Source organism: Bdellovibrio sp. 22V (assembly GCF_030169785.1).
In the GTDB taxonomy this organism is placed as follows: domain Bacteria; phylum Bdellovibrionota; class Bdellovibrionia; order Bdellovibrionales; family Bdellovibrionaceae; genus Bdellovibrio.
Genome location: NZ_CP125854.1, coordinates 3,011,355 through 3,033,284, shown reverse-complemented (window position 1 = coordinate 3,033,284; position 21,930 = coordinate 3,011,355). Strand labels below are relative to the sequence as shown.

The 21,930-nt window shown below is 47.2% G+C and carries 20 protein-coding genes; 13 read left to right on the top strand and 7 right to left on the bottom strand.

Annotation, left to right across the window (positions count from 1 at the left end):
- The first annotated feature begins 84 nt into the window (after positions 1-84).
- Positions 85-807: a DUF4423 domain-containing protein gene (locus QJS83_RS14625; RefSeq protein ID WP_284605857.1), complete on the top strand. Its 723-nt coding sequence runs from the start codon at positions 85-87 to the stop codon at positions 805-807.
- Positions 773-1,381, top strand: coding sequence for a hypothetical protein (locus QJS83_RS14620; protein ID WP_284605856.1), 609 nt, complete (start codon positions 773-775; stop codon positions 1,379-1,381). The genes QJS83_RS14625 and QJS83_RS14620 overlap by 35 nt, the downstream gene beginning before the upstream one ends.
- Positions 1,382-1,405: 24 nt before the next feature.
- Here QJS83_RS14620 and QJS83_RS14615 read toward each other — a convergent pair whose 3' ends face one another.
- Complete coding sequence (locus QJS83_RS14615) at positions 1,406-1,789, bottom strand: hypothetical protein (RefSeq protein WP_284605855.1); 384 nt, start codon at positions 1,787-1,789, stop codon at positions 1,406-1,408.
- A gap of 258 nt (positions 1,790-2,047) precedes the next feature.
- On the opposite strand from QJS83_RS14615, the gene QJS83_RS14610 reads away from it, so the two are divergent.
- On the top strand, positions 2,048-4,504 hold the full coding sequence (locus QJS83_RS14610) for a tail fiber domain-containing protein (protein ID WP_284605852.1): 2,457 nt from the start codon (positions 2,048-2,050) through the stop codon (positions 4,502-4,504).
- A 29-nt stretch (positions 4,505-4,533) separates the two neighbouring features.
- Here the strand turns inward: QJS83_RS14610 and QJS83_RS14605 are convergent, their stop codons facing one another.
- A complete protein-coding gene (locus tag QJS83_RS14605) occupies positions 4,534-5,016 on the bottom strand; it encodes a hypothetical protein (protein ID WP_284605850.1) in 483 nt (160 codons plus the stop codon).
- A gap of 207 nt (positions 5,017-5,223) precedes the next feature.
- Between QJS83_RS14605 and QJS83_RS14600 the strand changes: the two genes are divergently transcribed.
- The 7 genes from QJS83_RS14600 (at position 5,224) to QJS83_RS14570 (ending at position 11,513) form a co-directional block, all read left to right on the top strand.
- The gene (locus QJS83_RS14600; protein ID WP_284605848.1) at positions 5,224-5,733 is read left to right on the top strand and encodes a hypothetical protein; all 510 of its coding nucleotides are present in this window, start codon (positions 5,224-5,226) and stop codon (positions 5,731-5,733) included.
- Positions 5,734-5,901: 168 nt separating this feature from the next.
- Positions 5,902-6,708: a hypothetical protein gene (locus QJS83_RS14595; protein ID WP_284605846.1), complete on the top strand. Its 807-nt coding sequence runs from the start codon at positions 5,902-5,904 to the stop codon at positions 6,706-6,708.
- A gap of 15 nt (positions 6,709-6,723) precedes the next feature.
- Positions 6,724-7,425 carry a zinc metalloprotease gene (locus QJS83_RS14590; protein WP_284605844.1) on the top strand — a complete coding sequence of 234 codons (702 nt, stop codon included), beginning with the start codon at positions 6,724-6,726 and terminating at the stop codon, positions 7,423-7,425.
- Positions 7,426-7,534: 109 nt separating this feature from the next.
- Complete coding sequence (locus tag QJS83_RS14585; protein WP_284605842.1) at positions 7,535-8,449, top strand: hypothetical protein; 915 nt, start codon at positions 7,535-7,537, stop codon at positions 8,447-8,449.
- A gap of 21 nt (positions 8,450-8,470) precedes the next feature.
- Positions 8,471-9,316: a hypothetical protein gene (locus QJS83_RS14580; protein ID WP_284605840.1), complete on the top strand. Its 846-nt coding sequence runs from the start codon at positions 8,471-8,473 to the stop codon at positions 9,314-9,316.
- Positions 9,317-9,374: 58 nt separating this feature from the next.
- Positions 9,375-10,430 (top strand): class I SAM-dependent methyltransferase, encoded by a 1,056-nt coding sequence (locus tag QJS83_RS14575; RefSeq protein ID WP_284605838.1) that lies wholly within the window; start codon positions 9,375-9,377, stop codon positions 10,428-10,430.
- A 111-nt stretch (positions 10,431-10,541) separates the two neighbouring features.
- Positions 10,542-11,513, top strand: a complete 972-nt coding sequence (locus QJS83_RS14570) for a deoxyhypusine synthase family protein (protein ID WP_284605836.1) — start codon at positions 10,542-10,544, stop codon at positions 11,511-11,513.
- Between the two features lie 58 nt (positions 11,514-11,571).
- On the opposite strand, the gene QJS83_RS14565 is transcribed toward QJS83_RS14570, so the two are convergent.
- Complete coding sequence (locus QJS83_RS14565) at positions 11,572-12,117, bottom strand: hypothetical protein (RefSeq protein ID WP_284605834.1); 546 nt, start codon at positions 12,115-12,117, stop codon at positions 11,572-11,574.
- Between the two features lie 7 nt (positions 12,118-12,124).
- Complete coding sequence (locus QJS83_RS14560; protein ID WP_284605833.1) at positions 12,125-12,394, bottom strand: helix-turn-helix transcriptional regulator; 270 nt, start codon at positions 12,392-12,394, stop codon at positions 12,125-12,127.
- 306 nt (positions 12,395-12,700) lie between these two features.
- Between QJS83_RS14560 and QJS83_RS14555 the strand changes: the two genes are divergently transcribed.
- Positions 12,701-13,489, top strand: a complete 789-nt coding sequence (locus QJS83_RS14555) for an MOSC domain-containing protein (RefSeq protein WP_284605831.1) — start codon at positions 12,701-12,703, stop codon at positions 13,487-13,489.
- Between the two features lie 28 nt (positions 13,490-13,517).
- On the opposite strand, the gene QJS83_RS14550 is transcribed toward QJS83_RS14555, so the two are convergent.
- Complete coding sequence (locus QJS83_RS14550) at positions 13,518-14,441, bottom strand: HNH endonuclease (RefSeq protein ID WP_284605829.1); 924 nt, start codon at positions 14,439-14,441, stop codon at positions 13,518-13,520.
- A gap of 574 nt (positions 14,442-15,015) precedes the next feature.
- On the opposite strand from QJS83_RS14550, the gene QJS83_RS14545 reads away from it, so the two are divergent.
- Both QJS83_RS14545 and QJS83_RS14540 read left to right on the top strand, forming a co-directional pair.
- Positions 15,016-17,109: an AarF/UbiB family protein gene (locus QJS83_RS14545; protein WP_284605827.1), complete on the top strand. Its 2,094-nt coding sequence runs from the start codon at positions 15,016-15,018 to the stop codon at positions 17,107-17,109.
- A 162-nt stretch (positions 17,110-17,271) separates the two neighbouring features.
- Complete coding sequence (locus QJS83_RS14540) at positions 17,272-20,019, top strand: hypothetical protein (RefSeq protein ID WP_284605825.1); 2,748 nt, start codon at positions 17,272-17,274, stop codon at positions 20,017-20,019.
- Between the two features lie 2 nt (positions 20,020-20,021).
- Here QJS83_RS14540 and QJS83_RS14535 read toward each other — a convergent pair whose 3' ends face one another.
- Positions 20,022-21,365 carry an MATE family efflux transporter gene (locus QJS83_RS14535; RefSeq protein ID WP_284605823.1) on the bottom strand — a complete coding sequence of 448 codons (1,344 nt, stop codon included), beginning with the start codon at positions 21,363-21,365 and terminating at the stop codon, positions 20,022-20,024.
- Entirely contained in the window at positions 21,352-21,912 is a 561-nt protein-coding gene (locus tag QJS83_RS14530; protein WP_284605821.1) for a NifU family protein, read from the bottom strand. Before QJS83_RS14530 ends, QJS83_RS14535 begins: the two co-directional genes overlap by 14 nt.
- Between the last annotated feature and the right edge of the window lie 18 nt (positions 21,913-21,930).

Below are 21,930 nucleotides of genomic sequence, written 5' to 3'. Positions count from 1 at the left end.
CTCAGTTGTTGAAAATTATTCTAAAAAAGGCTCTTGCCAGAAAACATACCGCGATACTAAGGTCGACACTTCGGGAGCCTTTATATGAGAAAGAAATTTCCACAATTTCTGAAGAACTTATTGGAAGAGCGCCAAAGCCGCAACGAGCGCTATTCTAAAAGAGCCTTTGCCAAACATTGTGGTATTTCCATCGGCCAACTGAACGATTATTTGACGGGCCGCCGAGTCTGCTCCGCGAAAACGGCGCAAAAAATCATTCTCAGCCTAAATCTTTCCGAAGAGCAAGAACGCCAGGCTTTGAAAATCATCAACAGCAATTCCAATAATCTCCATTCTCTCGAGGTCGAGCACTTTTCGATCATTTCTGATCCCGCACACTTTGCTTTCTTGGCGCTGAGCACGGCCACTGACTTTGTCTTAGACGTTGATTGGATCGCGCAGAAATTGCGACTGACCGAAGACAAAGTGGAAAAGATCCTCCACAACTTAACGACCGTGGGCTTGGTGGAGATTCACGGGGAAAAGCTGACGATCCGCCATGAGCACATTATTACTTCGCTGGATGTCCCTTCGGAAGCCCTTCGTCGCTCCCATAAAACGTCCCTTCAGCGAATCATCAACAGTATGGATGACGTGCCTCTTGAAAAAAGAGAGGTCTGTTCCGTGAGCGTTTGTATTGATCCCAAAAAATTGCCGATCGCAAAGAAACGAATTTTGAACTTTGTCGAAAAAACCGCGCGCTTTTTAGAAAGCGGAGATAAAAAGGAAGTTTATGAAATCAATGTTCAGCTTTTCCCTTGGTCTTAAAAAAGCGTTTTCCGTTTTGGTTTTATTGACGTTTTTTGCAACAAACGCTCAAGCCATATTCATTCGCGGTAACGGTGGGTTTGGGATTCGGGTTCATGACGTGTGGCTCGCTCACGATATCTATGATTTGCAAAAACAAAGCGCACACATGCCGGTGTATTCTCCGCAAGTGTTATTGGATGCCAAGGTCACAGATTATATTTTCCGCTTGCAATATCCGATTATGGTGTTGTCCGTTTTCAAATCTCTGATAATCACTCCGTGTTCAGTGGAAGATTTTAACCGCTCGCAAACCGACTATACCTACGTCTCCACAGCTGAGCAGCTTAAGTCAAATCTTCAGGCAGATCCTGCTGTTTCTGATTTTGCTTTGCTTGCGATTAATTTTTACGATCCGCAAACAAAAAACTACCGTGTTTGCACGACAGCAAGTTTCGAGAGATTGAGTATCGAACAAAAGGCCGTTCTGCTTTTCCACGAAATTATTTATATTCATCTCGAAAAAGAAGGCCACTCAACGCCAACACCGGAATCAGTTCGTAGCACGGTCGTCAACGCGCTCCTTCGCCGATAAAGCTGTAAGCGGGCGGCCTTGTATTTACTTACATGTGAAAGTGGAAGAGACGCTTTCGCTGCCTAGTTTTACGTACAAGCGTCCGATTTTGACTTTACCGGGGAAAGGACGACTCCCGACAGAGAATTCTGCCAAGTCTTCAATGGGAAAAACGGTGGCTCCGGCACGCACGCTTGGTTTCGTCAGAACGGGTTCAGGCCCTGAGCCTTCGGCTTCCACCGCGATGAATGTCTTAGATCCCTTCGTGCAAATTTCGATCGTGTCGGCGATTTGGCCTGCGATTTCATGATCACCCTCTTGCGGAGTGGATTTACACGAAAGAACTGTTTTCATATCGGCATCGCACTTCGCATAAGCACTGCTTGCGAATCCTGTTAATAAGGCCGTTGTTAGTAAGATTGTTTTCATTTTTACTCCTTTGGTTGAATTGTTTTTTAAAATCTTCTGCGTTGGCTCTTCAAAACCTAATCCAAACTGAAAATCGTTTTAAAATGACACTAGAAGAGCGCGTGTAAAATGCGCTCACCATTCAGAACGCAAATTGGCGTGAGGTTTATCATCGGCGCAATGAGCGCGCAGATCCTGCGCTCGCAATAATACGCAGATCCTTTTTGGAGGCGGCCTCAGAACCGATAAGGAACGTAGTGACAATAGGGGAGCCACCTTATGAAAACTTGGATCGTTTCAGGACTCGTAGCATTTCTCGGGGTTTCTTCGAGTTATGCTTCTCCTTCGTCTCTGACCTATCAAGGGCGTATTCTGAAATCTGACGGAACTCCGTTGGAATATGGAAACGTTTCCTTTCTATTTCAAATTACGGATCCTTCGGGAAGCTGCGTGATTTATCAAGAACAGTTGACGGGTTATAATATGGTGAACTCCGGAGGCATCTTTGATGTGCCTATCGGTAACGGGGCCGTTCAATATCCCTTAAGCGGTCCTTCCAGCGTTCTAGATGCCTTTAATAATTCAGCGAATTTTTCGTGTGGTGTTTGCTCTATTTCCGGAAGTCTTTATTCTTGCGTGAATGGCACGCATACTTACAATGCTTCGGCGGGAGACCTGCGTAAGCTTCGCGTTTCTTTTTATGATGGAGTCGGCTGGAAAACGATTTCTCCTGATAATGTGATTCGCACCGTGCCCTATGCGTCCTATGCGAAGTTTTCAGAAAAGCTCGGGGCGTACTCGGCGTCTGACTTTGTTTTGAAAACAGGTGTGCCGACATGCCCGGCAAATACATTTCTTTCTTATAACGGCACGAATTTAAGCTGTATTTCTGCGACATTCAGTCTTGCGAATACGACGGTGGTGCCGGGGACCTATGGTTCTAGTTCGCAGATTCCGAGTTTCACGGTCGATGCCCAAGGACGTTTGACGAGTGCTTCTCACTCCGCTCTGAGTGTAAGTACAAGTCAGGTGACGGACCTTTCGGCGACACTTGCGAACTATGTTACAACAACGGTGTTTGCGGGATACGTATCGACAGCGAATTGTACTGCAGGACAAACAATGTATTGGAATTCTGTCAGTTCTCAGTTTGCTTGCGCAAGTATCGCCATAGATGCGAGTGGAATTACATCAGGGACGATCGCGACGTCGCGCTTAGGAACTGGAGTCGCGGATGCAACGACGTATCTGCGCGGTGATGGCAGTTGGTCCGCACCTCCCGTAGGTCCTTGGAGTATTAATGGCACCGACACTTTTTACAATGCGGGCAATGTCGGCGTGGGAACGAATCTTCCTGAGCGCAGATTGCATTTGCTCTATGATGAATCTGCTCAGGACCAGGGACTCATGATTGAAAACAAAGGGGGGGCGGGTGCGAATCTTTCGTTGAAAAGTTCTGGAGCAGGAGGGCGCGAATACTCTTGGATCTCGACGGGCACTTCGAATTCGACAGGGCCCGGTTATCTTGGATTATTCGATTATGCGACCTTCAGTTATCTTCTAGTCGTTGCACCAACAGGCGATATTGGTATTGGGACTGTTTCTCCTGGTGCGAAACTTGAAGTCAACGGACAGATAAAAGTCACCGGCGGCACACCGGGAGCGGGAAAAGTTTTAACTTCGGATGCGGCGGGTTTAGCGACATGGCAAGATTTGCCATCTTCTGCGAAAGTATGGAGCCAGGGAGGAAGCGGCGGGATTTATTACAGTGGGAATGTCGGCATAGGAACGAATACGCCGACGCAAAAGCTTTCCGTTCTTGGTGTGATCGAATCTTTATCCGGAGGATTCAAGTTCCCTGATGGCAGCACCCAAACATCTGCATCGCAGTGGGCGTTTAGCGGAGGCTACATCAGATCTATTTACCCCGTTAACATCACAGGTGATCTGTTCATAGATCGGGGAGGGCCTACGCAAGTGAGAATCGGGGCCTCCTCAGGAATGTCGACTTATTTTAATAACGGCAGCAACGTCGGCGTCGGAACGGTCAACCCTCTTGCCGGCATTCATGTTGTTAAAGATAACGGAACCGGTTTGGCCTCCATGTTTCAAGCCAGCACGGCAATGGGCGGAGTGGCTTTAGGTTCAAGCGGTACCTCTACAGGTTTGATTCAGGGAATCGATTTTTCGGGAGCCGCAGGCCATCTAAGCATCAATCGTATTGGCGGTAACGTGGGAATAGGAAATTTAACGCCGGCCTCTAAGCTTGATGTTGGCGGTGATATTAATATCGCCTCGGGATCTGCTTTACGGTTTGCAGGCGTTGCTGTTTGTACAAGTTCAGGATGTACTTCTGCGTCTGACGAAAGACTCAAAGAAAACATTAAACCTCTTGAAGACTCGCTGGAAAAAATCTTACGACTGCAAGGTGTAGAGTACGATTATAAAGACAAAGAAAAATTCAGCGCCAGACATCAAGTGGGGGTCATCGCGCAGGAAGTTGAAAAGGTGTATCCTGAAGTGGTGGTGACGGATAAAAAAACCGGGTATAAAACGGTGGCCTACGATCACTTAGTTGCACCGTTAATCGAAGCCGTCAAAGCCCTGCATGGGCAGAGTCAGTCACTTGCCACAGAAAACATTCGCATCACGAGTGAAAATGCACGGCTTCGCCAGGAAAACGCGGAAATAAAAGCGCGCCTCGATAGAATTGAGACGATTCTCAACGCGAAATAACGCGCAGAAGGTATCTGCGCGGTGAGGATTTATTTCATTTGTACGTGAACCGTTCCCGCTTGGTCAAAGATCACATACATTTCGTAAGAACCATTAGAAGTTGGAAGGCGCAAAAGGAAACGACGAGTGTCCCCAGTGTAAATATCTTCGTTGTTAAAATATAAAATCACTTGGTGAGTCACATCATCGAGACGAGAAACTCTTGGAGTCTCTGCGATGGCGTTGCTTGAAGAAAAATCCAAGTCAGACAAAAACGCCCTTGCGAAATGATCTGAGTAAATTGGGACCATTTTTCCATATTCGCAGTTCCCCGCCGCCACGGTCAGAACTACTTTCGTAATATCATTTTTCGTGATTGTCAGACGGACCTGGGGAAACAGAAGTTCGCGAATCACAGTGTTTTTGTCGGGGCCGCAAAGGTATTTTGAGTCTGTCGGAGCATCCACTTTTACATTCTGAGCTAGGGACAAAGAGGGACCTAAAAGCAAAGATAATAAAATCAAGAAACGCATGTTTCCTCCTGTTTGTTTGGTGGCGGATAAATAGCAGCGCTGCCAAAGAAGTCATACAAAATCCGCAAGCTTTCAAGATTAAGTGAGCGCAGTTTTTCGGCGCTCGAAGAAAAATCTTTTTTCGCGACTGAATGGGAAAGTCTGACTATCGTCAATGAGATACTGCTGGAGTTTTGCAGTATATGGCTTCCTAATAAAGGAGAAGAAATGAGACTTTTCGTTTTGATTTTGTCGGGTTTGGTTTTTGGCTGCGCCAGTGTTCCGAGAGAAACTTTACAGGCCCGGGAACTTTCCTCGGTCGAAAGATATTTGAATTCCGAGTCGATGAGAACGATCGATCTTACAGATTTCTCTATGAGAGATGGGGAAGGTAACAATATCTTTCCTTACAAGGTCAGTGCCGTGAAATCGCCGTCGCCAAGTTTGATGCAGGCATTGACAGAAGCCATGAAGGGGGATGTGATTTTATCGCGAATTTTCAAAGCCGAAACACCTAATCAGATTGTTTATGCTTTTATTGCTGAGGAAAAAGATCCCGATACAGGCACGGTTGTATTCAGATTGAATACGGTTTTGCAATCCCGCAGAGGCTCGGCATATTTGGTCGATTATGTTATTACCCGCGCGTCGCCTCGAGAGATGACGGCGGAAAATGGGCCTTCGGATGACCGTCAAAAAATAACGGTGATAGCGGGAACTTCGTTCTTTCCATACTAATAAAGATCTTCAGAGAGATAAACCAAACACGTTCGTCGAGATCCTCGAGTGGCAATTATTGTTACCGCGGTGAGCGCAATAGGCAAGCGTGCGTGGCGGGATCAAAAATAAGCAGGGTAGAGAGTGGCATAATTATGGCTCCTTAGCATTCATATCTAAGGAGTTTATATGAAAACAAACATTGCCCTGTTTTGCGCCTTCGCGGTTACGATGAGTATCGCGCTTTCGTCATATGCGGCTCCCGCCATTTCGATCAGCTCCGAAGATAAAGTTTTCTTTGATGAATCCTACGAGTTTTTAAAAGCGGTCTATACGCTTGATAAAAACAATCAGTTCACTTCGATCAACGGGGTTGAGCTCTTTAAAATGCCGACGAATAATATCTATACCACGGACTATGTGCGCGTGGTGCCTCCTGTTGTGTCTTGGGCCAAAGAAGTGAAAACAAACGAGGAGTCTCGTCATTTTGATCATTGTACGGGATTTGATGCGCACTCTCTTGATGGGTCGGGGGCTTTCCCTGCTGCCGAGATTGCGCGCCGTTTTTATTCCGGATTTAGAACGATCAATGGTTACTACAATTCAGCGCGACTCCATAAAGCCTACAGAGTGGTGCAGTTGGCAGACGGTCGTCAGGCTATGGCAACTGAAGTGATCGAAGGCGCTCTTGAATCCCATGACCGTTATAAAGAAAAGTATATCAATGAGCAGATAAAGGTTTTTCACGAAAAAGGTATCGCCGCTCTTGATAGAGCTGACAAATATGTGCCTGCGCTGATTACTCACACGATCATTTACCGTGATCTAGAAACGGCAAAGGTTGTGGGCATTGAATACTTTGAATCCTCTTTGGAGAGAACTCACCAGTTGGCCCGTGTGCGTGCGAACGATGCAGCTCTTTTAGCACAAGGGCAAATGCCAAAGGCGCTTTCGGCATACGCACGTTGCATGCTTCCTTTAACGAAGACTCCTTAAGGAAGGTAGGAACTCGTGCGCTTTTCTCTGAACTGCATTTTAACTTTATTGAGTTTTCTTTTGCTGGCAAATCATGCGCAGGCAGGAATGTTTACTTGGGTGCGCTGGTTGAATCCCGCCGTGAAAGTCTGTTTTGCGAATCCTGTTCCTGACTCTAAAGAAAAGTACAAACGCGCACCGTGGACTGAAGAAAAGAAGCTTCAAGTTCAGCGTTGGATTGAAGAGGAATACAGCGCCTCTCGCACCGGAGTTCATTTTGTCGGTTTTCAGGATTGCGTGCGCGGAGACCGAAGCAAGGTGATCATTAACTATCGTAAAAAGCTATCATTGGGTCTAGGCGGCATCACTTGGGCGAGTGCAACGGTGGGTGAACAGCTGTCCTTTGTTTCAAAAGATTTCCCCGGCGCTGTCAGTGAAGTTCATTTTTTCGTCGGTGGTTTTGATAAAGCCACTGTTGTGCACGAGTTTGGTCACGTTGCCGGACTTTATCATGAACACGATCATCCGCAGGCGCAGGGTTGCTCGGTCCGCACAGAGGACAACAAGGAACTTGTCTATGTGCGCGGGTACACGGAGTACGATCGCGAATCCGTCATGAGTTACTGTGTGACTCGGGAATTCAAAGACCGGGGACTGAGTGCCGGTGATATTCTCACTTTGAGACTGATGTACATCATCAACGTTTCTCCTCCTCCAGAGCCTACTATTTTGCGCTGATCACGATCGCATATTTTTTGCGTTCGGAATCATAGTCTAATGCCTGTTTGGAACGCTTTGCGAAACCGATAAAGACTCAGTGATTAAAATCACCGAGGGGAACATCGCCATGAGAAGCGGAATCATCGGCCTTTTTTTGATTGTCTACAGCGCTAACGCTGTCGCCTCGGGCGGATCCCAAGGGGTTGAGACGAGAAGTGCGACTCCCTCCGTGCACCAAGGGGCGGAACAAGTTAAAAAAGAAAACGAAAAAGGCAGCGACAAATCCAACATGACGGGAGCTTTGATGTTTGCGATGGCGGCAGAAAGAACGGCCGCGTGCATGGCGATGGATTTTGCTGCTTGTGCGATGGCGGCGTTGTTGGCAAAGCTCGGCTCTGACTCCATGAAGCAGGCAAAGGCTCACGATCAGGCGGCGCGCCAAGCCGGTCTTACGAGCAATCAATCCGATGGTTTTATGGATAGTTCACTGGGTAATGGCAACGATGGAAGCTCTGATATTCCCATTACAAGTCCCAAGCATCCTCTGACAAAAGATCCGAACGTGGCGGCGCTGAAAAAGAATCTCGATACTCTTAAGCCCATTTTTAATTCAAAAACAGGACAGATCACGTTGCCGGATGGAAAGACCTTCAACGCCTCAGATTCGATGAACTCCATGATTGATGGAGGCATTCCTAAAGGCGCCGTCCTGGGAGCCATGGAGTTTTACGGAAAAGCCGCAAAAAAAGTTGAAGAAAAGTACGACAAGATGAATGTCGCAAGAACGAAAGCAAACGGTTTTGAAGAGGGTCGGGGTACGGCTTCGGAGATCAGCGCTGGCTCTTTTGCTGAAGAACCTATCGCTGCGAAAGTTGTCGAAAGAAATCCTTTAGAGCGCGATCCATCGCAACTGGCTGGACTGCAAAAGAACTTCAACGGTGAACCTATCGGAATCGCCGAAGACAATATTTTTCAGATGATGACCCGTCGGTACAAACTCAAAGAGAAACAAGACAGTTTTTTTTCAAGCAGAGATTTTTAAAAAAATGGCGTGGGGGAGCGTATGCGCTTAAGAGGTTTATTTTCACTTTGTGTGCTTTATATCTCGGCCACGGCCGTTGGCTGTGCACTGGAAGGTGATGTTTCGCAGCTCGGTTCAGGATCTCTTATTGGCGGCAAGGGTGACTTTGTGACCGGCAATTCAAATCAAAGTTTTACGGCGGTTTTCAAAGCCAACAATACGGATTATTATGGTGTTTACGATGAAAACACAACCTCGGCGGTTATTGGCGGTAAATGCACTCCGGGTTCGGCGATACGGGTTCAGGTTCAGTTAGCCGCGCGAATCGTTACGCAAGAAGGAACGTTCTGTGGTTCCGACGGTACATGGAGTATTGACGCTGCTAGTGGCCTTTTTATGGGAGGAGTTTTAACAGGCGGGGGTGATGGATTAAAAGGTGGATCTTTTCCAGGAGTTTTGGTCACGGAAACGGGTTCTGCCGCATCGAACGCTCAGGTATCTGTTTTATTCTCTCCCACTCGGTTTCCTCTGGACGTATCTGCGTCCTTAAATGACTCAGGCGCGTTTATCACGGCTTATTCCGGAGTCGGTGGACCGAATGCGAGCGGCATTGTTCGCAACATTGGGCTTACGAATAAAAAGCAATATCAATATCGATTTGAAATTATCAGAGCAGGTGCTCCGATAGTAACGATGGGACCTTTTGCATCTGCTGCGTTAGAGTATGTTCCCGTTCCTTCGGATTATTCATGGCAAAACGGCGACACGGTGAGAATAACAGCTTATGATAGTGAGGGAACCGCCGACACGATAGATATTCCTCTTAGTAGCGGAGTCGTATCGGTAAAGCTGTTTCTAAATAATGCCAAGGAACATAAAACCATGTGACGTGGAGTCTTGAGTAAAAAAGGCTCCCGCAGTATGCTTCTAAGGGAAAGAAGGGTTCATGAAACTCAAAATTCCCTATCAAGACAAAGTGACTTTAGGATACTCTTTGGCGCGGACGGCGCATTTCGCGGCTCAACAGCTGTCCTTGCCTATTTTTGAGTTTCTGACGACTGGCAAGACCCGCCGAAAGCACTCTCTCGAGCCGCAAAAAATGAAGGCGGCTTATCTTGAACTTTTTCATCTTTTAAAAAAAGACAGCGAGAATATTGCGCAAGGATATTATCCGATCGAGGTCTTGAAGCCCGAGAAAATCACGCAGCATTTTATGCGTTATCCGCGCATTGTTATGGATGGCTATCAAATCTCCAAGCGCCGCGCTGATCACAAGGCTCACGATTTTGACAGAGAAGCGGAAGAGTTTCTGCGCGAACTGCCCGAGTATTATCAGCGAAACTTTCATTTTCAGACCGGCGGATATCTGACAAAAGACTCTGCTGAGCTTTACGAGCATCAAGTGGAGATTCTTTTCTCTGGCGCTGCGGATGCGATGAGACGTCTGATTATTCCTCTGGTGAAAAAAGCGCACCCTGGCAATGGAGAAGGATTGCACTTTTTGGAAACGGCCGCGGGAACGGGGCGGCTGACTCGGTTTATGAAGCTGGCATATCCTAAAGCAAAGATAACCGTGTTGGACCTCAGTTATCCGTACTTGAAAAAAGCTCAGGACAATTTGCACGAGTTCGATCGCCTAGATTTTGTGCAAGGAGCGGCGGAGGATTTGCCTTTTCAGGATCAAAAGTTCGATTTGGTCTATTCCTGCTTTCTTTTTCATGAGTTGCCGATTGAAATTCGCCGTCAGGCCGTCAGCGAAGGCTATCGAGTTTTAAAGCCGGGTGGTCTTTATGGTTTGGTCGACTCTGTGCAAAAAGAGGACGCCAAAGAGTTTGAGTGGGCTTTAGAGCAATTTCCCGTGGATTTTCACGAACCTTTCTATAAGAACTACATCATGAATCCGATGGAGGGTTTGCTGCTCCACCAAGGCTTTGAAAAGATCCACAAGGAGCGAGGATTTTTTGCCAAGGCTGTTGTCGGGCAAAAGCCATTCTCTTCTTGAGTTTTACGTTAAAAGTGCTACTTTCGGGGTCCTTTGATGGCAGCTAGAAGTCTTTAAACGGTCCGCCGGTGTGAAGCCTTTCAGCTTTCATTAAAAACACAAGGAGCTGAAATGGGACCTATTACACAGTTTATCGATCATCACTACCGCCACTTTAATGCCGCTGCATTGAAAGACGCAGCTAAAGGCTACAAAAAGCATATCGATAACAAAGGCCAAATGCTTGTGACTCTAGCGGGTGCTATGTCGACAGCCGAATTGGGTCTTTCATTGGCAGAGATGATCCGCCAAGGAAAAGTTCACGCGATCTCTTGCACAGGTGCAAACCTTGAAGAAGACGTTTTCAACTTGGTTGCGCACAATCACTACGAGCGTATTCCGAACTACCGTGATTTGACTCCGCAAGATGAGCAAAAACTTTTGGAAAAGCATTTGAACCGCGTGACCGACACGTGCATCCCTGAAGAAGAAGCGATCCGTCGTATCGAGAACGTTGTTCTTGAGTACTGGCAAGACGCTGACAAAAAAGGCGAGTCTTACTTCCCGCATGAGTTCATGTACAAAATCCTTCTTTCTGGAAAGTTGGAGCAGTACTACCAAATCGATCCTAAGAACTCTTGGTTGTTGGCTGCGGCAGAGAAAAACCTTCCAATGGTTGTTCCAGGTTGGGAAGACTCTACGTTGGGTAACATTTTCGCTGGTCACTGCATTAAAGGCGACATCAAGAAATCCACGACTGTTAAAGGTGGTATCGAGTACATGAAGACTTGGGCGGAGTGGTACATGGGCGCTTCTAAAGCGGCTCCTGTCGGCTTCTTCCAAATCGGCGGCGGTATCGCGGGTGACTTCCCAATTTGCGTAGTGCCAATGCTTGAGCAAGACTTGGGTCACGAAGACGTTCCTTTGTGGAGCTACTTCTGCCAAATCTCTGACTCAACAACTTCTTACGGTTCATACTCTGGCGCTATTCCAAATGAGAAAATCACTTGGGGTAAATTGGCTCCAACAACGCCAAGCTACATCGTTGAATCGGATGCAACTATCTGTGCTCCGTTGATCTTCGGTTACGTGTTGGGTTGGTAGTATCCACAGAAATTTGAAAAATGATGAAAGCCCCTTGTGAAAACAAGGGGCTTTTTGCTTAAGGGTAAATCGAAGAAGAGTAGCAGTCGATAACCTGAGGTGAGGAACCCGGGCCCGTCGTAATCGTCAATGGAACCGTCGCGAGTTCCTGAATGTGCTCGGCCTTGAGTGAAGCAATATCAAAAATAAGATGGGTGCGGTGAAGCGTGTAGATTTGTCCGTCTAACTTATGAGTGAGGCTTCTTGATGTCTCGGCATCGAGCCAAAGGCTTCTCAGAAAAAGGCGCGATACCGAAAACTTTCTTTGGAAGGGCCCGTCTTTTTCGTATTTTAATTGATAGCGTGGATCTTGATTCTGTTTTTGTTCTTTTCCGTCATAAAGCAGTGAAAGGCCTCGTGCTGGACGCAGAAGTTTTCGACAGGTTTGTGGGTTTTGTAAAGTCTCTTGGGCATTTTCCATCACGCGGCGGACGGCTTTGCGAAACTGCAGGCGAACAAAAATCTCTTCTCTTAGAAAGTGGCTTTCTGAGTGAACTTCTGCTAACGCAATAAGAATCAGAGCCACGGTCAGGGCCGTCAGTGGCCAGCGCGGAGTTGAAAACATCGCGGCCTCACGGTTTGCTGATGGGGCGAAGAATCACCTCGTAAACGCCGGCGCTGAATTCATCTTCCAACGAATTTCTGCGTTTTCGGCCGTACATTTCCTCAATAGAGACGTTAAGCGTGTCGCAGACTTTAAACACATGTTCGATCTTCCGCGGTTGTTGCCCCGAAAGCCAATGATAAATGGTCTTCGCGGGAACCCCCGTGCTGCGCGAAAGTTGTGCGACGGTCATCTTTCGAATTTCCAAAATACGGCGTAAGCTTTTTGCCAGGCTCATAAAAGACCTTTCGACCAAACCAAGATTAGTTTTGATAAACTTTCCTGATTCAGAAACAAAATTCTCTAAAACGAGTTGTGAATTCTCGTTTGTGAGAAAAAATATTTTGATCTTGGGTATGAGCTGAATGACATCGAAAAGAATCAGCTCCGCGAGTATCTATGTCGGCCATAGATGAGCCTGTAAGCCGTTTGGCATTTTTATTCTGGAAGAAACCGAGTTAAAAAACAAGCATAAACAAAAATTAAAACGCGATTCGAAGGACTTAAACCTTGATTTCAAAACGGCCCAGCTTACGATAGTTCTATGCAAGTTGAAGAGCTCTATATTTATCCATTGAAGTCCGCACGCGCGCAAAACATCAAAGAGATGAAAATCACCTCCGAAGGCCCGGAAGGGGATCGTCAATGGATGTTGGTTGATGAAAACGGGAAATTTATTTCGCAAAGAACAGTTCCGCGCCTCGCAACCGTGGACGTTTTCTATGAGCAGGACACATTAAGTCTTGGACTGCAGAAAATGTTCTTCAAAGTTCCCAAAAACTCCTTTCAAAGAAAAGTGAAAGTGCAAGTTTGGAACGACACGTTTGAGGCGGCTCTTGAACCCGATCTTTTTTCGCAGGCGTTGTCACAGCACCTCGGTGTGAATGCGCGCTTGGTCCGCTATGCGCCGTATTCGCAACGCCGCGTGCGTTCGACGACGATGGAATGGAAACCTGAAGTTCGTTTTGCTGACGGACGACCATTGCAACTCGTAAACTTAAAAAGTCTTGAAGAGCTGAATTCCCGTTTGGCCCAGCCCATTGGTGTCGACCGCTTCCGCACGAACATTCTATACTCTGGTGTCAACGCCTACGAAGAAGAGCAGTGGAAACGCATCCGGATCGGCGACGTGGTTTTTTCCCTGCCAAAAAAATGCGCGCGTTGTACGATTATCACCATCAACCAAGAAACGGGTGTCCCTTCAGGTCCCGATCCTTTAAAGACTTTGGCAACCTACCGCCGCGAAGATAAAGACATCTTCTTTGGCACCCTGTGGATCCCCGAAAATGAAGGAGTTATCCGCAAGGGCGACACCGTCGAAGTTTTAGAGTAATTTGCGGTTCGATATTCCGGTGGAAGTTCTATCTCGAGGATAAACCCCACTGCTTCGCCGCAAGCAGGTTGTGTGTTCGGCATAAGACTCTCAGATTTTCTTTCTTGTCGCTTCCGCCTTTTGCCAGCGGAAGCCGATGATCAATTTGCAGTTGATATACGCTGTCGCATTTCTTTTTCGTCTTAGGATTGATGTACTCGCAACAGTAACCCGCATTTCGAAGAAGCTCTCTTTTTAAAGTAAGCTTAATGTGAGCGCGTTTTGTTGATGACGCTGGGTTTCTTGGCAGCGCGGTTTGATCTGGCATTTTCGGAGATTTTTGATTTGGGTTGGATTTTCCCAATTCCTTTTGGATGTGTTTCTTTGCAAGATGAGTGAACAAGTCGGCCCAGGTTCTTCCTGGGAGGACGTGGGATAAAAGGCTTTTTGCTTCTTCCAATATTTCCATTTGATCTTCGCTGAACGTAATTTCGAGTCTTACGCTGTTGTCTTGTTGTGGTTTTCTGATCTCGTGAGCTTGGATAGGTTGATCAAATTCTTGCGCCAAGTATTTTAAAGTTTCAAAACTCGACTTGTTTTGGATGTCTTCCAGAATTTGCTCTGTCTTCGCGGTTTCAACTCGATTTCCTATTTTGATTTCTTGTTTTATGCATTTTTGAACTTGGGTCAGCTGCGTGAGATTCAAAGAACCTTCTTCGAGTTTTTCTGCGACTGCCGGAACTTGTTTTAAAAGTCTCGCGGCCTGAAGTCTTCGATAGGCGCTGTCTTCGCCGTAACCGAGATGCTTAGTTAAATATTTAAACATGGAATCAAATCCCAACTCAGCAAACAGTCTGCGCGACTCGACTTCATTTATGTGCCACAAAATCAAATGCGTAATTTTTCTTTCCGTGCGAGCCAGCTTTTCTAAACGATTTAATAATTCGACATTAGAAATTTTTGAAAGATCCATATTTTGCTCCTTCTTTATTGCTGAGAAGATTGCGCCTCATAATCGACGAAGCCACGAATGAGTTTTTCATTCGTAAGAACCTTGTATCACGGGTTTTATTTTTCAATTTTTGAGCTTTTTGAATCTACGAAGATATTTACAAAAAGTGTAATATTAGGGCGACACAAGCGCTTCATCGCCTTCTGCAAGAGAGTAAATTTCACTCGAAGGGCCGGCTATCGCTTTACAAAAATCAATGCGCTGAAGGATTCCTCTCGCGAAGAAAACCTCGTCAACAATTTTATAAAAAATGTTTTGTTTCTATGATTCTGTCACAATTTTCTAAAAAACTTTTTAATAAATAGTGTCTCTCGACGCTTGTATTTTTTGAAGGCCATTCCAATGAGCTTTCCTCAAAATCTTCTTACGGAAGTCTTCTTCGAAGAGCACCGTCCCTATAGCTGCTCGCACGCAAAAGCGCCGAAGTTGGTAACGTGTTTATTTCTTAGGCAGCTCAGTGCAAATTAAATTACACCCTTAGCAGGTCTAAGAAGTGCAGCTAAGAACCCTGACTCATTAGATTTAAGGGTGTATCATGTTGAGACAGCTCAAATTCCTGTTGTTTTTGTGCGTTTTTGCGTTTCGCTTTGTTTGGGCCGCGGCTCCGGAAGCGACCGGGCTGCATTTGTCATTCGAGCAACGCTTGGCCATTACTTACGCTCTTCTCGCTCAAGGTGAGAGTGAGGAAAAGAAGCAAGAAATTCTTAAGCGCGCTAAAAATTATTTCTCTGGCGTTTCGCAACAAGAAATTCAGACTGTAAAAGTGAAAAACTTTGATGAGTTCCTGAAGCTTTTCAAAGGTTCTTGGCCTAACACGCACAGTGTGGATTTGGATGTCGCTCTTATCGAAAAACAGGGCGCGCGCGCTTTGATGGTGTTTGAAGCGGAAAGTCCGCGCGTACAAAGACAGATTGATCGTTATATCGAATGGCAACAAAATCAGCTGGCAGAGATGTCGGGCGCTAACAAGGCAAATCTCAATACAGAAGCGATCGGCGCTCGAGTGATGGGTCTTTTGCAAAATCCAAATGGACAGCAAATCGCAGAGAAATGGGCTTTGGCTGAAAGCGATGCGATTCTCTCTGAGAAAATGAAAGAGCTCGACCGTGTCGGTGAAAAGATGGCGTCTTCAAGCTTCGCGCAACAGCAAGATGCGACGATGCGTATCTTTATGGAGACGATGTTCAGTGAATACTTCTCGCGCTTAAGTTCTGATTCCAAAAAACTCATTGTGTCGTCTTATTTGGGCGGAGACCTTAACATCAGTGACATCAAAAAGTTTGAAGTCATGGTGCAAAACAGCGGCCCGCAGTTGCAAAAGCTTTTGCAGGTGGTCGCTCGTCAAGCGGATTTGAGTCCCGAGATGCTCGAGGTTTTTCGCGGTCTTGAGAATTCCGTCCGCCCAGTTCCTTGGGTGCAGGTGGAAGAGATTCTGAAAAATGAAAAAAGTAATTTCAAATTTACGTATTTCGAACGTAAGGCTTTAGGCGTTGGGACAATGGCGCAGGTTCACCGCGCAAAAATCCTTGTCGACGGTGAAAGAAAAGATGTCGTTGTCCGTTTTATCAAGCCGGGCATTGCAGAGCGTGTGGAAGAAGACAAACGCGTACTCACACATGTCGCGGAAATCCTGGATGCCAATCCGGAATTTAGAAAGACCGGCGCGCCAAAGCTCACGCCGATTATTGAAGATATCACAGCGACAGTGACGGCGGAGCTCAGCCAAGAAGACACGGTGGCTCGACAAAAACTTGCGAAAACCCGCTACGATAAAACAGTCTTTATGAAGACGCCAGATTACAAAAACTATATCGAGTTCAATGTGCCAAAAATCTACGACTCGAAAGAAAAATCCCAATTCATGGTTCAGGAATTGGTGATCGGTAAAAAGCTTGATAAAGAAGCGGCGATTTACGCGGAAGTAGCGCCACAATTAAAACGTGGCATTATCGAAGAGATGGCCAAAGTGTGGGCGTTTGAGGTTTTGTTCGGAGGAGGTTTTTACCACTCGGATTTGCATCAAGGAAATTTCATGATTCAGCTGACGGAGCCTAAAATCCGCGTCAACGTTCTGGATTACGGTATGGGCGGTGTGATTTCTTCCGAGATGCAAAAACAGGTGATGGTGTTAGGAGCCGGAACTGAGCTGAACAGTCATGAGCTTGTCGCGCGTGCTTTCTGGAAGTTAAGCAATAAAGAAAAGAACTCCGTGAACGAGACTCAGTTCAAGTCGCTGGTGCGTGCCCGTATGAATGACGTGATTTCCGGAAAAGAGCCGAACCGCTCTTTAGAACACTGGACCGCTTGGGCGATGGACAATGGCCTTAAGCTTCCGTACGAGTTCATCAGTCTTAATCGCGGAATCGTGATCGTGAACAAACTTCTGGCGGATGCGGGGAGCACTTTGACATTGACGTCCTTGATGAAAACCTTCGCCAAAAGCAATCCGCTTCTGGTCTATAAAAAACTCGTGCTCGAGGAAAAAGTATCGCACAAGGACCTGATCAAACTGGGCTGGTCGGAGCTTAAGAGCATGGTCGTCGGTGAAACTCCCGTGACAAAAATGAAACAACCGGCTCCTTCAACATCTTTAGGCGCAGCCGTTCGCTGTGAGATGGTTTTCCAATAGAAAAACTAATCCTTCTCGTTTCAAATCGAGACGAGAAGGCGCTCCTTGTCTGAAAAATGACTCAGATATCCCTCGTAAAAATCCGATAAGTTTCCTATGCACATTCGCGGTGGAGAGGGGATAGCACAGGCTTTCGGACTGAAGGGGACTTGGTTACCCCTTTTGTTTGTTTTTATTCTCAGCGCTTGTAGTGAGCGTGAACTGCAAATCGGTTTTCTCAACAAAGCCCTCTCTGAAAAATCGGAATTCAAAATCACCAACGTTCAAGGAACGGGCGATATGCTGCCTGACGCTGCGAACGAGTTTATTCCTTTTGAGATTACGTGCAATAAGGCGGTGACAAGCTTCGAGATTCAAAACGCAGAATCGAAAGCCTGGAAAAAAGTTTCTGAACTTGTGGCCGGTGCGACGTTCGATTGCGCGGCGACGGGAACCGTGTCTTTGCAAATCCCTTTGCAACAGATCGTGCCTTTCAGTGCTCCGACGTCCGCCGGTGATCAGCGCAAAGACTTCCAGATCCGTTGGATGGTGAAGAATCTGGAAGGGGAAACGTCCGTTTATTATCGAACGCTGTCGGCATTCTTTAAAGCGCCCGCGGTGACAGTCGCAGCTCCCAATGCCTCTTTGGCGAATGCAGCGAACGGGCAGTATGTGGTGACGGGAACGTGCGCTGAAAATGGCGGTAGAATTGAAATCAATGCCGAGTTTCTGACGAGCGCCTTTGAAGGAACTTGTACCGACAACGGCTTTTCTATTCCGGTGTCTGTGAATACAAGCACTCCTGAAAAAATCAGTGAGCTCAAAGTCGCGCACATGATCGGAACAAATTTCCGTGCTTATGGAGTTGCTTCAACTCAAGTTACGGTCGATTTCACCGCTCCGGTTGTGACCTTTACAGAGCCTTCTTCCGGCAAGATCTTTACCTCCGTTGACTTTGTGACGGTGGGCACGGTTCATCTTGCCGGGACGTGTTCAGAGACGATGAAGGCTGTCGCCATTGAATTGAACGGTGCCAGCTCGCTTGCAAATGCCACTTGTTCGGCCGCGGGAACGTTCGCCGCCGATGTCGTCGTGCCCGAGGGACCTTTTACGCTGACGGCGAAACAAGCCGATGATGCTGGCAATGAAGGCGCCTCTTTACTGCTTTCTCTCGAGAAAGACACAACGGGCCCGGGCAGCTTCAGCATCAGCGGAGTGCGATCTTCCGAAGGACCTGCAGATGTGGCGATTGATGCTCTTTTGACGGACAAGGGCTTGCGTGTGGATCTGTCTTCGTCAAACGGGGCTGCGACTTATGAAGTGATGGTAAAGGACTCCGCCGGTGTCACGGTCTGCCCCATGCAAAGCACGACAAATAGTTACGTGATCTTCACGTCCTGTGTTTTGCAGCAAAGCACGTCTTATAGAATTTACGCCCAAGCAAAGGATGCCAATGGCAATGGCACCTCAGCCGGGCAGAATCCTTTTACGTTTACAACGCAGTTTCCAGTTCCCGTTGTCACACGTGTTACTACACCGATGACAGTGAGCACTCGGCACGGCGGCGGAGCGACCATCACGATTTATGCGGAATATGACCGCCCTATCACACTGACTGGGGATGTGAAGGTCCTTCTCAATACCGGCGAATATGCTTTCTCTGCCGGGTTGGTCGGCGATCGTGTCATCAAATTTATTTATATCGTTCCGCCCAATAAATATGCGGCACCGTTGAATGTGCAGGGCACGGAGATCGAGCTTAATGGCGCGACAATCAAAGACGGATTCAATAATGAGGTTCTAGCTTCAAGAACATTGCCGAATAATTCTTCGTCAAATCCAAACTCTTTGGCTTCACAGAATATCACGATTGATTCGCAGCCGCCTCTGGATCTGACAAGTTTCAGCTTGTCTGCTGTTCCGACCAGAGTCATTGACTCGCCACTGGTGAATTTTACTTTGCCTGCAGATCCGGATGTTCTGACAGTGACGGGAAAGCTTGTTCGCGTTTCAGATAATTTCGTTGTAAGCACGGTTACGGATTTTACCACTGGCTCCGGTTTTGCGATTCCTCAGGGGAATGTCGTTTTAGGCGCGCAATATAGAATAGAAATCGTTTTGGCGGATTCGCTTGGAAACACGACAACGAACTCTCAGCTTTACACGTCTTTTCAGTGTCCCGCAGATTTTGTTTATGTATTTAATCCTGCGGCACCGGCTGTAGATCCGTTTTGTGTTGCGAAGTTTGAGGCGAAAAACTCAATAGCCAATCCGCAGTTCACCGCTGCGGGGGCTCCGCTTGTTAACGTGACCTTGCAGCAGGCAACAGGGGCGTGCTCAAGCATGGGGGCTGGATATAAACTTATCAGCAATCAAGAGTGGAATACGCTGGCGGACTGGATTCGCAGTCAAGCCGCGAACTGGACTTACAACAACGGTGGCGTTTACGAAAGCATTGTTGAAAAAGGCGTTTTGCAAAGGGGAAACAATCAAGTGTCGACACCTGCCGTTGCGAGTGAAGGCGATCCTTGTTATCCCAACTCGGCATCGATTTGTCAGAGCAATGCTCTTCGCCGCACACATCACCTGCCTTATGGACAAGTGATCTGGGATATTTCCGGAAACGTTGCGGAAGTGACTTACGACACGGATAATATCGTTTATTCACCGACAAGCGGGTGGGTGGCGGCTTTGATCTCCACAGCGGGTCAGTTGCGCAGCAAGTACGGCACGCTCAATTCGTGCACTCCCGGCGGAAGCCCTGACTATTGCGGTTATGGAAAATTGGATTTTACTTTATCAGGCCCGGTGATCTGGCGTGGAGGTTCGGGAGGAGACGGTAATGCCGCCGGAGTTTTCACCGCCGTTCGCGATCTTCAGTCGAATCAAGGAAAAACCACGGGCGGATTCCGCTGTGTCTACAATCCGTAGAATTATTTTGTGATAAAGCGATTGCTAAGAATATGAAAACGCCACGTCAATAAAACAGAGGCGAAGATCAATCCGACAAGAAGGCCAATCCAAATTCCCACGGGGCCAACGCCTAAATGAAAGGCGAGCAAATAACCAAGTGGAAGACCCATAATCCAGTAAGCAAAGAACGCGATCACACTCGGCCACTGCGTATCACTCATTCCGCGCAGAGCGCCGATTGCGACGGCCTGAATTCCATCGAAGATTTCAAAAATCGCAACCACGATAAAGAACTGGGCGGCCCACATGATCACGTCTTCATCTTTCACATAGATTGTCGGGAACCAGTGACGAAGAAAGAAGAAACCCAAAGCACACAAGCTCATATAAGCTCCGCCAAGCTTGATCGCGGTGAATCCCGCAAAACGTGCGAGGCTGTAATCTCCGCGCCCTAACTCATAACCGACACGGATGCTTGCGGCGATGCCAATGCCCAGCGTGATAAGGAAGCTTGTGCTGGCCAAGCTGATCGTAATTTGGTGAGCGGCCAGAGGTGTTGCTCCGAACCAACCCATCATCACAGCCGCGGAAGAAAAAGCACCGACTTCGAAAAGGTAAGTGAGGCCGTTCGGAATCCCCAAACGCAAAATATTCTTCATCAAGTGGTGATCAAAACGATGCGTCCATCTTTCCGTAAGGTAGTGATGAAAGTGCGGGTGGAAATGCACGTAAGCTATCATGATCAACGCCATCGCAACACGCGCAATGAGAGTCGCCCACGCAGCACCGTTGAGGCCCAGCTCTGGAAATCCCCATTTACCATAAATGAGAATGTAATTTCCAAGAACGTTAAAGATAACTCCAAAGAGCATCACGTACATCGAAACTTTGGTTTTACCGATGCCGTCTGTGAACTGTTTATAAGTTTGATAAATCAAGCTCGGCAAAACAGACCAAATCGTGATTTGAAAAAAACCTTTTCCCAAAGCCAAAACTTCAGGCGTTTGCCCGAAGAGATGCAGATTCGGCAATAAAATATAAAGAAGGCCTATCGTAAAAAAACTAATGCCGAGGGCGATGACCACGCTGTGTTTTAAGAGCGTGCCGCCGTAAGGATAGTTTTCCTGTCCCTGCATGCGCGCAAACAACGCCGTGAGCGGGGAAAGCATCCCGATACCAAAAATAAGAAAGACGATAAAGACGCTTCCGGCGAAAGCGGAAGCCCCTAAAGCGGCGGGACCGAGCTTACCGACCATGATAGTGTCGGCAAGTGTGATCAGGTTTTGACCAACCTGACCGACAACAATGGGACCTGCGAGTTTAGCAAGGAACTTGCTTTCGTGAAGAAACTTAGACCGCGACAACTTCTTGAATCTCCGGGAAAAGTTCTTTCATGCGCGTTTCGATACCCTCTTTCAGAGTGATCGACGAACTTGGGCATCCCGAGCAAGCGCCCTTCATGTGGATATAAAGAATATTGTTTTCGTATTTATAGAACACGATATCGCCGCCATCCAATGCAACAACAGGACGGATTTCGCGATTGAGTACCGACTTGATATTACGAACCATCGGAGAGTCATTTTCGTCATCTTCCGGAGCCGCCACAAATTCGACAACGATCGGCTCATTGCGATCCAAATGCTCTTGGATCAAGCCGCTCAACGGCTGCGCCAAAAGCTCCCAGTCGACCCAGTCTTGTTTTGTCACAGTGATGAAATCAGGACCTACATAAACTGAGCTTGTCCAAGGAAAGCCAAAAATCTTTGAAGCCAAAGGCGAACGTTCGGCCTCTTGAGCTGTCGGGCAATCAAAGCCTTCCGCCGTGACCTGGCGGTGAAGCAAGAACTTCATTGTCGCTGGATTAGGGGTGGATTCGAAAGTGACTTGGTTATTTGTGCTCATATTCATAGGAACCTCAATGCGGAC